Source organism: Serratia sp. JSRIV004 (assembly GCF_019968705.1).
In the GTDB taxonomy this organism is placed as follows: domain Bacteria; phylum Pseudomonadota; class Gammaproteobacteria; order Enterobacterales; family Enterobacteriaceae; genus Chania; species Chania fonticola_B.
The window spans coordinates 3,105,151-3,120,444 of sequence record NZ_CP074140.1 but is presented as its reverse complement, the minus strand read 5'-3'; the positions used below and the strand labels follow the sequence as shown (position 1 = coordinate 3,120,444).

General features: G+C 48.3%; 14 protein-coding genes and 1 pseudogene. 11 read left to right on the top strand and 4 right to left on the bottom strand.

All coding sequences use genetic code 11. The features are described from left to right. Positions 1-537 precede the first annotated feature (537 nt). Positions 538-702, top strand: a complete 165-nt coding sequence (locus KGP21_RS14905; RefSeq protein WP_223535517.1) for a hypothetical protein — start codon at positions 538-540, stop codon at positions 700-702. Between the two features lie 230 nt (positions 703-932). On the opposite strand, the gene KGP21_RS14900 is transcribed toward KGP21_RS14905, so the two are convergent. After that, positions 933-1,838 (bottom strand): DMT family transporter, encoded by a 906-nt coding sequence (locus KGP21_RS14900; RefSeq protein ID WP_021177908.1) that lies wholly within the window; start codon positions 1,836-1,838, stop codon positions 933-935. A 178-nt stretch (positions 1,839-2,016) separates the two neighbouring features. On the opposite strand from KGP21_RS14900, the gene KGP21_RS14895 reads away from it, so the two are divergent. The 3 genes from KGP21_RS14895 to KGP21_RS14885 are packed head-to-tail and all read left to right on the top strand — an operon-like array spanning position 2,017 to position 3,875. Beyond that, on the top strand, positions 2,017-2,886 hold the full coding sequence (locus KGP21_RS14895) for a helix-turn-helix domain-containing protein (RefSeq protein ID WP_223535515.1): 870 nt from the start codon (positions 2,017-2,019) through the stop codon (positions 2,884-2,886). Between the two features lie 18 nt (positions 2,887-2,904). Next, the gene (locus KGP21_RS14890; RefSeq protein WP_021806455.1) at positions 2,905-3,342 is read left to right on the top strand and encodes a glyoxalase/bleomycin resistance/dioxygenase family protein; all 438 of its coding nucleotides are present in this window, start codon (positions 2,905-2,907) and stop codon (positions 3,340-3,342) included. Between the two features lie 44 nt (positions 3,343-3,386). Next, positions 3,387-3,875 (top strand): hypothetical protein, encoded by a 489-nt coding sequence (locus KGP21_RS14885; protein WP_071683492.1) that lies wholly within the window; start codon positions 3,387-3,389, stop codon positions 3,873-3,875. 86 nt (positions 3,876-3,961) lie between these two features. Here KGP21_RS14885 and KGP21_RS14880 read toward each other — a convergent pair whose 3' ends face one another. After that, positions 3,962-4,243: a YjcB family protein gene (locus tag KGP21_RS14880; RefSeq protein ID WP_223535513.1), complete on the bottom strand. Its 282-nt coding sequence runs from the start codon at positions 4,241-4,243 to the stop codon at positions 3,962-3,964. Positions 4,244-4,536: 293 nt separating this feature from the next. On the opposite strand from KGP21_RS14880, the gene mrdA reads away from it, so the two are divergent. The 3 genes from mrdA to KGP21_RS14865 all read left to right on the top strand — a co-directional run bounded on the left by mrdA (position 4,537) and on the right by KGP21_RS14865 (position 9,271). After that, positions 4,537-6,462 carry a penicillin-binding protein 2 gene (gene mrdA, locus KGP21_RS14875; protein WP_223535510.1) on the top strand — a complete coding sequence of 642 codons (1,926 nt, stop codon included), beginning with the start codon at positions 4,537-4,539 and terminating at the stop codon, positions 6,460-6,462. Between the two features lie 624 nt (positions 6,463-7,086). Next, positions 7,087-8,316 carry an MFS transporter gene (locus tag KGP21_RS14870; protein ID WP_223499585.1) on the top strand — a complete coding sequence of 410 codons (1,230 nt, stop codon included), beginning with the start codon at positions 7,087-7,089 and terminating at the stop codon, positions 8,314-8,316. Between the two features lie 250 nt (positions 8,317-8,566). Next, a complete protein-coding gene (locus tag KGP21_RS14865; RefSeq protein WP_121606898.1) occupies positions 8,567-9,271 on the top strand; it encodes a hypothetical protein in 705 nt (234 codons plus the stop codon). 94 nt (positions 9,272-9,365) lie between these two features. Here the strand turns inward: KGP21_RS14865 and KGP21_RS14860 are convergent. Further along, positions 9,366-9,646 (bottom strand): annotated as a pseudogene (locus KGP21_RS14860) (Presumed portal vertex protein); the annotation flags it as partial. A gap of 171 nt (positions 9,647-9,817) precedes the next feature. Here KGP21_RS14860 and KGP21_RS14855 point away from each other — a divergent pair. Next, positions 9,818-11,536, top strand: a complete 1,719-nt coding sequence (locus KGP21_RS14855) for a penicillin-binding transpeptidase domain-containing protein (RefSeq protein ID WP_021177914.1) — start codon at positions 9,818-9,820, stop codon at positions 11,534-11,536. A gap of 7 nt (positions 11,537-11,543) precedes the next feature. Here the strand turns inward: KGP21_RS14855 and KGP21_RS14850 are convergent, their stop codons facing one another. After that, complete coding sequence (locus KGP21_RS14850; RefSeq protein WP_223535508.1) at positions 11,544-12,662, bottom strand: OmpA family protein; 1,119 nt, start codon at positions 12,660-12,662, stop codon at positions 11,544-11,546. A gap of 890 nt (positions 12,663-13,552) precedes the next feature. Between KGP21_RS14850 and acpS the strand changes: the two genes are divergently transcribed. Genes acpS through KGP21_RS14835 form a run of 3 tightly spaced genes read left to right on the top strand, consistent with a single transcriptional unit; the run spans position 13,553 to position 15,290 of the window. After that, complete coding sequence (gene acpS / locus KGP21_RS14845; protein ID WP_245398325.1) at positions 13,553-13,909, top strand: holo-ACP synthase; 357 nt, start codon at positions 13,553-13,555, stop codon at positions 13,907-13,909. Positions 13,910-13,930: 21 nt separating this feature from the next. Then, the gene (locus KGP21_RS14840) at positions 13,931-14,686 is read left to right on the top strand and encodes an SDR family NAD(P)-dependent oxidoreductase (protein WP_021806449.1); all 756 of its coding nucleotides are present in this window, start codon (positions 13,931-13,933) and stop codon (positions 14,684-14,686) included. Positions 14,687-14,702: 16 nt separating this feature from the next. After that, positions 14,703-15,290 (top strand): 3-hydroxyacyl-ACP dehydratase FabZ family protein, encoded by a 588-nt coding sequence (locus KGP21_RS14835; RefSeq protein WP_021806448.1) that lies wholly within the window; start codon positions 14,703-14,705, stop codon positions 15,288-15,290. The last annotated feature ends 4 nt before the right edge of the window (positions 15,291-15,294 follow it).

Below are 15,294 nucleotides of genomic sequence, written 5' to 3'. Positions count from 1 at the left end.
TCCGCCTATGGCAATACATAAAACATGCCAACCAGGAAATATTTTTTATAACAGTAGGTTGCAGGGGGGGTGATGATGTTTCGACAGTTTTTCGACATAAATGACGATGCGGTGCCGGATTTTCGTCACTCCTTTTATCGTAAAACAGACCCAAGTATAGGCGGGGAGGTATCAACAATAATTATGGTTCCTCCGTATTACTTTAGACCATGGCTATCGATTTATTTCCCGCTGCTTACTTTGATTGTTGTTAATAAAATTACCATATCGTTTTAACGGTTTTCATTATAGGAATGATTAATAGGCATATACTGTCGAATAAAAACAACTTGACCTTGATAAAATAATTTAGAATGATAGTCATTATCAATTTATGGAAGGTTATTCTGTGATGACCTCATTTGAGAAATGAGTAGGTGTTAGCACCTTTAGACGTTTTTACAATGCCTGAACAATCTCTCTTATTCTATAATATTCATTGAAATCAATAGTGTGATTTTAAAAATAGGTTCATTACTTACATTTTAGGGGGGGGTAATGAAAAACATTCTATTTGTCTTTTTTTGTGTTTTTCTTGGGGTTGCCATAGGTTCTATTGCGAGACGCTTTAACGCATCTCCGTTATTTCAGTCCTTGGCTATTTCTACTGGCATAGCAATCGTGATGTTTATTTATTATCAAGTAACAGGAGTTTTTAAATGAAAGTCTTAAGCTTTGATGAAGTTAATTTGGTTTCAGGTGCAGGAAGCTAATAAGCCATTAATATGTATGAGTAAACAAGGTCAATACGAATCCTACTGCAATGGGCTGTAATCTTTCGTGATAGTGGGGCAATCATTGAGGTGGTTTACCTCACACCTCAATGATTTTTGTGTTAATTCATGGATTATCTTAAGTGGGCAACGGTATCCCTACACTTATATTTAATACGGTCACTGAACTCCACGTTTCCATCGATATAGATTGAACCTCCCCGGCTTGGAAAACATCACCAGGTTGCCCAGCAGGATCAGACACAGGCCGATCACCGCATTCAGATGCCACTGGTAACCCTCATACAGAGTGGAGATCGTCAGCGCCACCAACGGGAACAGCAAGGTGCTATAGGCGGCGGCCCCTGAGCCGATGCGGCCTAACAGGGTGAAATAGGCGGCAAAGGCGATCACCGTGCCAAAAATCGCCAGATAGAACAGCGAACCCAGATAGCGAGTGGTAAATTCGAGCTGCAATGAAGCGCCCTGTGCCAGTGCGATGGCAAACATCAGCAGTGCGCCGTAGCTCATGGCGTAAGTGTTGGTGGAAAGGATATCCAGTCCACGGCGTTGATGGCGTGTGCTGAGCATGTTCCCCAGCGAAAAACCGTAGGTGCCCAGGGCGCTCAAGCCGATACCTTTAAGCAATTCTGGCGCCATCTGGGTCGCCATCAGATCTTGCCAAAACAGCGCCACGATGCCGATCATGCCTAACAGCGCCGCAGGAAGCAGGTTGGGGCTGGGGCGTTGGCGGAAGAAAATCATGCTGTTAACCGCGTTGAACAACACCGCCATCGAGAAAATCACCGATTCCAGCCCGCTGCTGATATAGGCTGCGGCCAGGTAGAAACAGTAAAAGTTAAAGCCAAACACACAGCAGCCCTGCAACATGCAGAACAGGTGGTCCCGCAGGCTAATGGCCCGCAGACGGCGTAGCGCCAGCATGGCCAGCCACATCACGGCGGCAGCCAGCAGGAAGCGGTAACCGATCGAAACGGGGATCGCCACCGTGCCTTGTTGCAGGGTAATCGCAATCCAGGTGGTGCCCCAAATCAGCACCACGGCAAGATACAACAGCGTATTCATAAATTCTCCTGTGAATGATGACGGGAGTATTCATCTTTTTGCGCCGTAACGCTTTCAGCCTTTTGCGGCCAATTGCATATTCTTGCGCTTTTTTTGTTAAAAGCGCCCGGTGACAACTGGTATCCCGCGCCAGCACTCTTTAAACTGAAACGGCTTGGATCACAGGAATAGGGCAGCTATGGCATACCTGGCATTTGAAACACTGCACCAACATAAAGCCCGGTTGCACAATAGCGTGCAACTGGGATCTGGCGTGCAACTTGCGGCCTGGTCCAACTGCAACGACCGTATCACCCAGGAAAGTGCCGATCACCACACCCTCAGCCTGTACGTGGCGGATGGTTATGAGTGCTATCAGAAGGTACCAGGGGGGTGGCAGAACGGCGGCGGCCCGGATCGTTTTTGCATCATGCCGCGTCATTACGAATCCACCTGGGATGTCCGCAGCAATCTCTCTTTTGTGCATCTGTACTGTACCGACCAGCATTTGCGCCATTTGGTGGAGCAGACCTGGGATCGCAGCCCGGCGTCCATCAACGTAGAGCCGCTGTCGTTTGCGGAAGATCCGCAAATCACGCTGCTGTATCGCCAGTTTTTACTTAATCACAATTGGCAAGATAGCGCCAACCAACTGGCACTGAGCAGCGCCTCTACGCTGTTGATGTCGCATATGCTTCAGCGCTACACCCAGTTCCAATGGCGGCTGCCCAGCGTGCGTGGTGGGCTGGCACCGGCCGTGCTGAAGCGGGTGCAGGAGTTTATCTATCACCATCTCGATCAACCCTTGGTGCTGGCAGACTTGGCCGCTCAGGCGGAATTGAGCGAGTTTCATTTTGCCCGCATGTTTAAACACAGCACCGGGCAGGCGCCGCATCAATATGTGATGCAGGTGCGTTTGCAGCAGGCGGAGAAATTACTGCGCAACACGCTGATACCGCTAACCCAGATTGCGCTGGACTGCGGCTTTAGCTCGGCCAGCCATTTCAGCCACCGTTTCAAGGCATTCTATGGCTATACGCCGATACGGTTGCGGCAGCAAAGCCGTTAATCCCTGAGGAGAAAGGATATGGAACAACCATTTTGTGGTGTTGAGGTACTTTTTGTCGCGGGTTTTGGCCCGATCACCCAAAACACCAGCCAAAGTGCCGCGTTTTATCAGCAAGCGCTGGGGTTGCCGCTAAAGCCAATGGAAGGGAATGAGGACTATCTGCTGACCGAGCACGATGCCTTGGCGGGCGTGAAGCACTTTGCGCTGTGGCCACTGGCGCAGGCGGCCCAATCTTGCTTTGGCCAGGATCAATGGCCACAAGATTTGCCGGTGCCACAGGCGTGGATGGAGTTTGACGTGGCAGATATGGCGAAGGCTACCCAAACGCTGCTGGATCAGGGCTATCAACTGCTGGTAGCCAACCGTCTGGAGCCGTGGGGCCAGAGCGTCACCCGTCTGCTAAGCCCGGAAGGCTTGCTGGTCGGCGTAACCTTAACTCCCTGGATGCGCGGTTAAGCAAGTCGGCATTGTTTTGGTCTGTGCGCTAAGGAGAGCGACCATTGAAATTCTGTCACTACATCAGCACTCTATTATCGGTCATGCTTTCCTTCTCCGCACTTGCCGAAGAGTCGCCTATCCGGGGGCATGGGCGAATTGTTCCGTTCAAATATGGGCCAGCCATAACCCCGGACAACCAGGCAACGTTATTGCCTATATACCCGCGAGTGTATCGGGATTTGTTTCACTGTAAGCCGGTTTTTAGATTGACGGGGAAAGTTGATGAGATGGTATGGGTCAACACTGCTGACTTAACACCTCTCGAAATCAAAGAGGGGAACGCCGAAGCCCTGTTTTACAGTGAGACCGATCTGCTGTTAAAAACCACAGGTTACCAGCAAGGGGACTGCCTGGAAGTTGTGATGGAAGTGGACGATGGCGGTGATATTTACGAAGGACAAAAAATTTTGACGGTTTACGCAATGGTAAATGCGCACGGAATTGTCCACTTCAGGCAACCGTTCAAAGAGTACACCCTCAATATAAGATAAGGTTGATGCGTGCTCGCCTTGGTTGACCCATAGCCCGCTTACGACAAGGGGCGCGATAGCTGCGCCCGTCTAGTCTGGAAAAACGGTTATGGCAGAGGGAAGGCGGTCGGGTTTTGGCTCATGACATCGATGAAAACGTCTTTGAATGACGCCCAGAATTGCATAATGCCTGCCAGGTTGAAGGACATGCCCATCAGCCCCATTACAAACCAGCAGCTAGTGAACAACCCGAGGCTGCTGAACACAAACGCCATGCCGTTACGGCTGGCCTTGCGGCACACCAAATTCAGTTGGCTGGCCAGAAACATCATCACTGCGCTCAGTAATTCCCAGCGCATCATAATAAAGCCAGTGGCTATGGTACTCATCGAAGGTGATCCTTTGCTACACATGCCGCAGCCAACTCCAGGTATCAGACCTTGGGGCAGAATGCGCATTGGATAGACGGTGGTTTAGGTTGTTGGTGTGATCTACGTCACATTGTAGCATTGGAATAATTGGCGTCTCAATAGTCGTTATGGCCTGTCTGACAAATCCTGGCAACATTCCAATATGTTGAAACATTTATGCCAACTCATTAGCAACCTTTTAATGTAGCCCCCGGATTATTAACGCTATGCTTGCCGGCTTTTCGCCCAGTCAAACAGGTAAGACTCTGCGCATGGCCCAATTGCAAGATCCATTCCGTGACCATCCCGCCGAAGAAACGTTGTTCATTCGCCGTGCCTGCGTGGCGATGGTGCTGGTCGTCGCCTGTTTTGGCTTGCTGGTTTTCAACCTGTATCAGTTGCAGATCAAACAGCATGCGTTTTACCAAACGCGCTCCGATCAAAACGACATCAAGATGCTGCCCATTGCCCCCCATCGTGGCCTGATCTTCGATCGCAACGGCATCCCGTTGGTGCGCAATATACAGCTGTATCAGATTGAAGTGACCCCCAGCAAGATTGCCGATATGGCAACGCTGTTGCAAAACCTGACGCCCATTGTAGATTTGACGCCGGATGATATCGCCGCCTTCCGTGACGATATGCATCACAATAGCCGCTATAAGCCAGTTACGCTGAAGACCGGGCTTAGCGAAACCGAGGTGGCTCGTTTTGCGGTAAACCAGTATCGCTTTGACGGAGTGACCATCGAGACCTACCAGCAGCGGCAATATCCTTACGGGGCACAGTTGGCTCATGTGGTGGGGTATGTCTCCCGCATTAACGATAACGACGTTAAAAAGCTGGAGCAGCAGGGCCTGGCGCAAAACTATGCGGCCGACCACAATATTGGCAAACAGGGGCTGGAAGCCTATTACGAGAAAGAGTTACACGGCACCACCGGCTATCAGGAAGTGGAAGTGGATAACCACGGGCGTATCGTTCGCCTGCTGAAGGAACAACCGCCCCAGGCGGGCAAAGATATCTATCTGACGCTGGATCTGCACCTGCAACAGTACATTGAAGGCTTGCTTAAAGGGCAACGGGCGGCGGTGGTGGTTGCCGATCCGCGCGACGGAGGTATTCTGGCGATGGTCTCCAGCCCTAGCTACGATCCCAACCCGTTCGTCAAAGGTATTGGCTATCAGGCCTATAAGTCGCTACTCAGCAACCCGGATTTATCGCTGATTAACCGCGTGACGCAGGGGTTATACCCGCCTGCATCAACGGTAAAACCTTATATGGCGGTATCGGCACTGTTTGCCGGTGTCATTACCCCAACCACCACTTTCTTTGGCGCACCCACCTGGACCTTGCCGGGAACGCAGCGCCGCTATCGCGACTGGTTGAAAACCGGGCACGGCCTGCTGAACGTCACCAAGGCGATCGAGGAGTCGGCCGACACCTTCTTCTATCAGGTCGCCTATGAGATGGGGATCGACCGGATCCACCAGTGGCTCAGCCAGTTTGGCTATGGCCAACCGACGGGAATCGATCTGAACGAGGAATATCGCGGCGTGCTGCCGAGCAGGGAATGGAAGCAACGGGTACACAAGAAAGGCTGGTACCAAGGTGATACCGTCTCGGTGGGTATTGGCCAGGGGTATTGGATCGCTACGCCGATCCAGATGGTGAAAGCGCTGACCACGCTGATCAACAGCGGCAGGGTGAAAACGCCGCATCTGTTGTATTCGATGAAACGGGGCCGGGAAGTCGAACGCTACCGGCCACCAGAGCAGGCCGCGCAGATTGGCGAGGCCAAATCGCCGTATTGGGGAATTGTGCGCAACGGTATGTATGGCATGGCGAACCTGCCTAACGGCACCGGGTATAAGCTGTTCCATACCGCGCCCTACCAGATAGCGGCCAAATCGGGGACCTCACAGGTTTTCAGCCTGAAAGAAAACCAGACTTACAATGCCAAAATGATCCCGGTACGCCTGCGTGACCATATTTTCTACACCCTGTTTGCGCCGTATAAAAACCCGCGGGTGGCGATGGCACTAATTCTGGAAAACGGGGGTGGGGATGGTGTCGTTGCAGGGCCAACGGCCAGGGCAATCCTGGACCACATTTTCGACCCGGCCAATGCGCCAGCGCCGAGGGATAGCGACGGTAGCCAGACGTTGCTGGGCGACAGTGACGATGTGCAACATTAAAAGCGATTTTCTCACTACAATAATAAAATCAATAATTTATTTATAACTGGTTGTTAAGGTGGCAAGGGGGGAGGGAATACGGGCTTTGCCTATCTGCATGAAAAGCGACACATGAAGCGGGCAGGCGAGGCGGGGATAGCATTGCGCCCAACGACTACAAATGAGGTTATGTCCATACGTCTAGTATCGAGCATAAGAAACAACTGTTAGTAGTAATTTGTATACAACAAACCTAAAAACGTATAGCCCATTTTGGGGAAAACGCCATTTACATTGACCTGTTTATATAAGATTAATCACTAAAATTAGCGTAAACATTCCTAATGATTAGTTCGCCTTAAAAAAATATCAATAAATATCAGTGTGATAAAAACCACTATCAGACTAAAGTTTTCAAAATCACTAAAAGTAAAAATTAAAATCCATTTATTGTTAGCTTTTTGGTTTATTATTCTTTAGTTATTCTTATTTTACTTTTTTTTAGAGGTAAATTTCATTTTCTATTGAGTGTTTAAAAAACTATTGAATTGTTTCGCTAATCATATAATCTCAAATCACAATAATTTTTAACATTTTCTTATCATTAACTAAACATTCACTTCTACATGTAGAACGTCAAAACTAATGAGCCAAACTAATATAAATGTATCTGAAAGCAAGAAAGAAACGGGGCTAATACACCACATAACACTTGTGATAGGTTTAGTGTGTGTAGGTATTGGACAAACTCTACTTTATACGATCCTTGGTCCTGCAAGTAGAGAAATTGGTCTAACAGAGTTTAATGTAGGTTTGATTGTAACGATTGCAGCTTTAGTCATAACTTTGTGCTCTGGTGTGTGGGGGAAGTTGATAGGAGCGTTTGGTAGCAGGAATTCATATTTAGCAGGAATGATTTTTTATACCATTGGAACATTACTTTTAGCGTTCGTGCTGAAATTTAGTTTAAATCATTATCTTAGTGTTGCTGGGGCATTTATTTTCCTGCTAATAATAAGATGCATTACAGGTGCTCTAACTGCGGGGATTCATCCCTCGGCTATGACCTATATTGCAGAAAACACAAATCGGACCAATCGAGGTGCTGGAATGGCACTAATTGCTTCAGCATATGGCATTGGCTCTGTAGTTGGTCCACTATTAGGATCATCATTAGGTACATTTTCATTACTACTGCCAATTTATGTTGCTGCTGCAATTTCTTGTATTGGGACTGTTTTAGGCTTCATTGTCCTTGCGCCAAGTGAGTCTACACCATCGATGATGAAAGAGAACAATACAAGCATTAAATTAACAGATGCAAGAGTACTACCAATTTTCATTGGTGTAGCATGTATATACATTGCATTTTCCGCATTCCAACAAACAATATCATTTTACATACAAGATATATTCTCTTTAGACCCAAAAGAAACTGTCGCTAAAACAGGGGTTACAGTATCCATAATGGCTATTGTTATGGTTGTTGTTCAATTAGGATACATTCAGGTATTTAAACCATCTGTGAAGTCTCTTTTATTGCCAGGGTGTGTTTCATGCGTTTTGGGTTTTAGCGGCATAATGTTTTCTAACAGCTCTATTGTTATAGTTAACATATCTGCCGGAATGCTAGGTATGGGATTTGGAATGATGATTCCATCAATACAGTCAGCAGCATCGTTGGCGGTAAATCATGACGAGCAAAGTGGCGTTGCTGGTTTCCTTTTCGGTGCATCCGCTTTTGGCTATGTTTTAGGTCCATCAGTAGGCACATTAATTTATAGTTTCTCTCATGATTTTCTGTTTGTTTTCGCTATTGTCTCAATTGTTTTGTCAACGTATTTTACTGCGAAAGTTGTTTACCAAAAAAAGTAAATAAAAGTATCAAGTAAATTCAATGCCTTATGTGCATCAGGTGTTGTCAGTAGGTGCATTAATGCACTAGTTAATATCAATACTCATCATAAAGGACAGATCAAATGCAAACAAATCGTATTGTGGGTAAAGCAGCAGAAACCAAGCCAGCTCGTATGGTTTCCGAAGCTCGTTTTAATATGGCGTTTGCATAATCTATAAAGCTATCACAAGGCTCTTAAACATCGAGGGCCTTTAATAAGGACTAATTATGTCAAAAAAAAGTGAATTTCTAACTAATGGTGTTACAAAATTGGCTTTTTCATTTGATGCCCTAGAGCCTATAAGAAAACTATATTTAGACATCATGCAAGACTCTTTGGAAGCTAAAGTGGATATTGGCATAAAAGCGCATGAGGATTATAGCGAAGAGTTTAATTCAGTTAGCATGAGATGGTATTTCGCCAAGTCGCCAGAGGCAATTAAAATTTTCCGTGATGTCCTTGATGGTTGTGAGCTAGCACTAAGTCGTGATATCATTGGAAATGATCGCGGCAATATGCGAGTGGTACAGGCTAATATTATTGAAACGGTTGGTAGTTATCCTACAGGAAGATGGCATTCTGATTTTTACCATGAAAAGTTAGGTGTTAATGAGAGCGGGACTCTTTTAACGCCTCTTTTCCCATTCCAACCATACTTTGGCGGTTTAGAAACAACATCAGCCCACCGTGATGACTATGATAATTATGATGAGCTTTCAATAGTACATCAATATAAAGAAGGTGAGGCTATTCTTTTTGATGGAACAGCAACAATACATAGAACTCAATCATATAAAGCATATCCAAACGATAAAAGGATTCTTGTATGTTGGCAATTTGGATGTACATATGAAGAGTTACAACCTATTTTAACAACGATAGGTGAAAATAATGGGGATCCTATGTTCTTTCATGAGCATGAATATGTTTAATTGTCAATTAAGCCCCCGCGAATGCGGGGCTTAGCTATCCCCATGGTTAAGAAATTTTTTCCTCTAATGTTATTTGTTCATTTGGCAACTCATCATCCGGTTCAATCAGATGAAACATGCTGCCTGCTGCGAATTGGTGCGCCTCCTTCCTGTCCTGCACAGACCAATAGGTAAATAGGTATCGGGTTCCACTCCCCGGCGGGTGTATTTAGCTGGTGAGCACTGTAGGCATATCGGTTCACCAAGTTGATTTTTACGTAGTTCTAGGAATGCATTGCCGAACACCAAGTAGTTCAGCGCATAGCGGCTGAACTCCTGTTGGTTGAACAGGGGGGGCAGAATAAAGGTAGATGCCAGAATATTGCGCTTCACAAACTATCGCCATTCAGTCAATGATGTTCACTAAGTGACTGTTTTAAATAGCTGTAAAATTAAAGTAACAAAAAAGCGTTTGTTTTTACTTTCTTACAAACTGCAACCTTCTGGCAACCTGACTCAGGTTAGACTTAGCGGATAAATAATCAGTTTAAAAACGTAGGCTTAACAGTGGCTCCTCCAACCAAGAAAAACGGTAAAAACTACTCGACGGCGCGTTTTGGCTGGATTTGCGCGGGCATCTTGGTCTGCTTTTTTCTCTTGATGTTCCGGGTCGGCTATTTACAGCTGCTGGAACACCAACAGTTGGCCGATCAGGCTGATCAGCGTTCCATTCGAACCCAGGTGGTGCCCACCAACCGAGCGATGATCACCGACCGTAACGATGCGGCGCTGGCGGTCAGCGTCTCTTCCAAAGACATCGTGTTGGATCCCAAACATATCCTCGATACCCAAACCGATACCAGCACCGAGCGCTGGCAGAGTTTGGCTAACGTGTTGCAAATGCCGCTTGCTGATGTTCAGCACCTGATCCAGGCCAACGCCCGTAAGCGCTTTGTCTATCTGGCACGCAAGGTGGAGGATGACAATGCGGCCTATATCAGCAAACTGCACCTGACCGGCGTTAGCACCGAGCAGGACTTCAGCCGTTTCTATCCCATGGGGCAAGACGCCGCCGGGCTGATTGGCATTGTGGGGCAGGATAATCAGGGGCTGGAAGGGATTGAGCTGGGTTTCAACCCGTTGTTGCAGGGTAAAAACGGCCTGCGTGTCTATCAGAAAGACGGCAGCGGTGCGGTCATCGGCGTGATCAAAAGCGTAGATCCAGTGCCGCCACCGAACGTGACGTTAAGCATCGACAAATTTATTCAGTACGTGCTGTTTTCCCAGATCCGCGATGGGGTGATCGCCAACCAGGCCGATTCCGGCTGTGCGGTGCTGGTGAAGGTGAATACCGGTGAAATCCTCGGCATGGCCAGCTATCCCTCCTTCAACCCCAACAACTACGCCAATACGCCGGTGAAAGACATACACAATGTCTGCAGCAGCGACAGCTTTGAACCTGGCTCGACGGTTAAACCGGTAGTGGTGATGGTGGGATTGGATCACAAGCTGATCCGGCCAGATACCGTGCTGGATACTACGCCTTATACGGTGAACGGCCATCTGATCAAAGACGTAGGCCATTGGTCGAAATTGACCATTACCGGCGTGCTGCAAAAATCCAGCGATATTGCGGTTTCGCATATTGCGTTGGCTCTGCCTGCCACGGTATTGCCTGCCGTTTATCGCAGTTTTGGCCTTGGGCGGCCAACCGATTTGGGGATTGGTAACGAAAGTAGCGGCTATTTGCCCGCTCACCGCGCGCGCTGGGCTGATATTGAACGAGCGACCTTCTCCTTTGGTTACGGTTTGCGCGTCACTCCGCTGCAGATGGTGCGCGAATATGCCACCATTGGTTCATTCGGTGTTTATCGTCCGCTTTCCATCACTAAAGTCACGCCGCCGGTCATGGGGCAGCAAGTCATGCCTGCAGAGGTGGTAAAAACCGTGGTGCACATGATGGAGAGCGATGCGTTACCTGGGGGCAGCGGCCTCAGTGCCGCAGTGCCTGGCTATCGCTTGGCGATCAAGACGGGTACTGCTGAGAAGATGGGGCCAAACGGCAAGTACGATGGTGGCTATATCAACTACACCGCAGGCGTGGCACCGGCCAGCGATCCGCAGGTGGCCCTGGTGGTCATGGTCAATAACCCCAAGGCAGGCAAACACTTTGGTGGCTCGGTGGCGGGGCCGGTATTTGGCAAGATTATGGCCCAGGTGCTGGAGCATATGAATATCTTGCCGGATGCTCAGCCGTTGAAGGTGGTGGCAGTAGCCAAGGGCTGAGTGGCCATTACTTCTCAACTACCCGCAGATCGATTCTGCGGTTTTTGACACGATTGGCTTCGCTATCGTTAGGCACCAAGGGGTAAGCCGAGCCGTAACCTTCTGCGCTGATACGGCTTTCCCCAATCCCCATTTTGACCAACGCCATGCGTACCGCATCGGCACGATCTTGCGATAAACGCCGGTCTATCTGTTCATTGGCCGACTTATCGGTATAGCCCCCCAGTTGGATCTCCACATCCGGATAAGCACGCAGAATATCGACGATGTTCCTCAGCTGTTCTTGTGATGCAGGGGTTAACTCGGTGCGGTTGGTGTCAAACTGCAGGCGATCCAGCGTAAACCAACGTTTTTCGCTAGTGGGGGCATTGCTCTCAATATAGCTGATCAGCAGGTTCTCGACGCTACGCTGCGACAACAGAAGCTGCTTGCCATCGGCCAACCGGCGGTAGGTCACATCGCTCTGGCCGCTGGCCTGCATGGGTTGTAACACGCTAAAACCGCGCAGTGAGAACAGCAGCGATACCAATAGCAGCGCCAGCATTAGCCACGGCCAGATACGGCGTTTGGGGGGCGCCAGCGACCCGGTGCGGGAAACGGCCGGATCGGCTGGGATAAGCGCAGGCAACTGGTTGAGCACCGCCGTTGGTTGGGCTGCGGCAATCTGCGGCAACTGCCACTCGAGCCAGCCTTTTAACGACGGTGATTGTAGAGAACGTTGGCGAAGATATTCGCCCAACAGGCCAAATACCACCGCGGAGGCCACGGAAAACAGCCGCTCGGCGACCTGTTTTTCCAGCACATAAAAGCTCACAAACAGCTGGGTGAGGCGCTTCACTTTGTGGCCAAGCACCATCGTCAGCAATGCAGGGCTGAATTTACCCAGTGCTTCATCCAGAAAGCGCAATTCGAAGGGGGGAGTGCGCCCGACCAACTGGCGGAAACGTTGGGAGTTGTCATTACGATGCAGGTAGTCGCGGGTCTTTTGCAGGATCAGGGCACCCATACCGTTAAGGCACAGCGCGATCTTTTCTTTAGCCGTTACCAGCTTTTGTTCCAACACCGTCAGCACCTGGGGCGAGATCGCCGCCATCTGCTGGTTAATGACATTTCCCATCTGGTACATTCGAACCTCCATTTCATCTGCGCGTATTCTGCACCGCAGAGTATGGTCAGTTCAACTTGTTAAACTACGAAACTAACATGGATAAGTCTGATATTTCAGCCTGATTAGGCTGTTTTCATAGTGTGGCCGATTCTGCTGGTGAACCAGGGCCCCATCTCTGTCGGGCAGAGTAACAGACTGGCCTGCTAAGCCGAAGAGATTATTGATTAAAAAATGAGTAGCGAAGCGGAAAGGAAGGTTGCGCCTCCCGAAGCCCTGGTTTGCCAAAGGTGATGTTCGTTTGATCATGGCTCTTTTGGGGACGGAGTTTGAATTTCAGCGGTGCATTATGGTTGAAAACGCTTTCTGTTTGAAAATTATGCGTCAACGCAATGCAGGACATGATGCAAAACTCTTCACACTTATCGATCATCCAGATAAATCAGCGGGAATGAAAGTTTAATAATGGCCATTTTTTAAATAGGATGAAAAGTAAAATACTTTAATTCAGGTTATTTCTCGAATTAACCTGAATTAAATCTGTTGTTATTTTGAATAATCCTAATCGGTGGGATTGTTCTTGCAAAAATAAATCCCGTTTAATTAATAAAAAAATGATATATATGACCAGCTAGAATGGCGTTATGGGTTTTTATTCTGTATTTATGCTTCACAATTAGAATAATGTTCTATTTTATTTGCTGATGATATTTTTTACTGAGGCTTTATTGATTGTTTTAAACATTTCGCGATAACATTCTCTTTAAGCAATGCAGACAATTCCCTATTGCAATTTTATTGTGTTATAGGTTCTGACATCATTGCCATATTGTATCTGCGTATTATGTCACTTTCACACGAAGCTGCTTCAATGGATTTGACGATGGGAGTTAGAAAGGATGAATCTTGGTGTGGATATTATTGAGATCGCACGGGTAAACACCGCATTAATGCGAAGTGGCAATCGGCTGGCACAGCGTTTGTTAACCCCGGCAGAGCAGCAGGTACTGGGGGATTTGGCCGACAATGTCGAACGACTGGCTGGCTTCTGGGCAGCCAAAGAAGCTGCCGTGAAGGCTCTTGGTACCGGGTTCCGCCTGGGGATCCTGTTCCACAACATCGAAATCAGACACGATGAGTTGGGCTGCCCTTATTATTTCTTTAGCGGTGAATTTGCGAGATTGATGCAGGAAAAAAAATTGACTCATGCCACGCTGAGCATTTCTCACTGTCAGTCACATGCCATTGCCGCAGCGGCATTGGGTTAATTATAAAATAAGGGAATATCTATGTTTCACTATCCCGATATCGGGGGTAAAAATGTGGTTGTCACCGGCGCGAGTGGTGATATTGGCTTAGCTATTTGCGAGAAATATCTTGAGCAACAGGCTAAGGTTTTCGCTATTTACCATCATGACAATAGCGGTCTGGAAAAATTAAAAATCTCTCATCCGCAAGGTGATAATCTGCATATCCTGCAGTGCAACGTTGCCGATGTTAGTGAGGCTTCCAGACTGGCCGATGAGCTCGAGAAACAGGCTCATGAGGTACATGTGCTGATTAATAATGCCGGGATCTACAAAGACAACGTATTTTCCGCGCTGACGTATGAAGAGTTTGATCAGGTTATCAAGGTCAATCTGTACGGCACCTTCACTATGACCAAACGGCTGTTGCCATTATTGCGCCATGCCCGCAATTCAACGGTGGTGAATATATCTTCGATATCCGGTATCACCTCCAGCTTTGGCCAGAGCAATTATAGCGCTGCCAAGGCCGGCATTATTGGCCTTACCCGCACCTTGGCCAGCGAAATGGCCTCGAAGGGGATCCGCGTCAATGCCGTGGCACCGGGGATGATTGAATCCAGAATGGTGAAAAAAGTGCCGCGCCAGATCGTGCGCAACGTCATGTCCGCTATTCCGTTGAAACGTCTTGGTCGTGTCGACGAGATCGCCAACGTGGTGGCTTTCTTAAGTTCAGACGCATCCAGCTATATCGTTGGTCAGACTTTGGTGGCCGATGGCGGCCTGGTGATGCGTTAACCGACAGGAATGTTATATGGCTAATTATAACAAGAGCTTAGTCCAGCCCAATCTGCTGCTGAAAATGGGGTCCTGGCGTGCACCGATATTTATGGTTGACCGCATCGTGGACTTTTCACCGGGAGAAAGGGGCTCGATTACCGTGATCAAGCACGTCACCTTTAATGAATCCTATATTCCGGGGCATTTTCCAGACAACCCGGTAATGCCTGGCGTGATGATCGCCGAGATCTTCGGCCAGTCTAGTGAATATCTGAGTTTGCTGAACGATTTCTGCCAGTTGCATGAGCGTGAAACCCAGCAACCGTTGAAGAAATTTGATGAGGTATCACGGGCGTTGCAGACGCCAGAGGGCACGGCACGAGTGATAGCTGAGCGGGCGCGCGTGTTAGGCGTGCTGGCCTCTCAGGACGTCAAGTACAAAAGCATGGTCGCGCCGGGCGACACCATTGAAGTCAACAGCCGCCTGGCGTTCGCCGATATGAACGGGTTCCACCACTACGAAGTGGAGGCGCGGGTTGGCCGGAATGTGGCGTGCGTCGGGCGGATCGTCAATTTTCGTACCGATCGCATTCTGGCTGAAGGCAAAGGTATGTACGTTTAACTAA

Bases quoted from the DNA above. Each gene is read 5' to 3' on its own strand.
- KGP21_RS14905 (WP_223535517.1), top strand. From the start codon at position 538: ATGAAAAACATTCTATTTGTCTTTTTTTGTGTTTTTCTTGGGGTTGCC.
- KGP21_RS14900 (WP_021177908.1), bottom strand. From the start codon at position 1,838: ATGAATACGCTGTTGTATCTTGCCGTGGTGCTGATTTGGGGCACCACC.
- KGP21_RS14895 (WP_223535515.1), top strand. From the start codon at position 2,017: ATGGCATACCTGGCATTTGAAACACTGCACCAACATAAAGCCCGGTTG.
- KGP21_RS14890 (WP_021806455.1), top strand. From the start codon at position 2,905: ATGGAACAACCATTTTGTGGTGTTGAGGTACTTTTTGTCGCGGGTTTT.
- KGP21_RS14880 (WP_223535513.1), bottom strand. From the start codon at position 4,243: ATGAGTACCATAGCCACTGGCTTTATTATGATGCGCTGGGAATTACTG.
- mrdA (WP_223535510.1), top strand. From the start codon at position 4,537: ATGGCCCAATTGCAAGATCCATTCCGTGACCATCCCGCCGAAGAAACG.
- KGP21_RS14870 (WP_223499585.1), top strand. From the start codon at position 7,087: ATGAGCCAAACTAATATAAATGTATCTGAAAGCAAGAAAGAAACGGGG.
- KGP21_RS14865 (WP_121606898.1), top strand. From the start codon at position 8,567: ATGTCAAAAAAAAGTGAATTTCTAACTAATGGTGTTACAAAATTGGCT.
- KGP21_RS14850 (WP_223535508.1), bottom strand. From the start codon at position 12,662: ATGTACCAGATGGGAAATGTCATTAACCAGCAGATGGCGGCGATCTCG.
- KGP21_RS14840 (WP_021806449.1), top strand. From the start codon at position 13,931: ATGTTTCACTATCCCGATATCGGGGGTAAAAATGTGGTTGTCACCGGC.
- KGP21_RS14835 (WP_021806448.1), top strand. From the start codon at position 14,703: ATGGCTAATTATAACAAGAGCTTAGTCCAGCCCAATCTGCTGCTGAAA.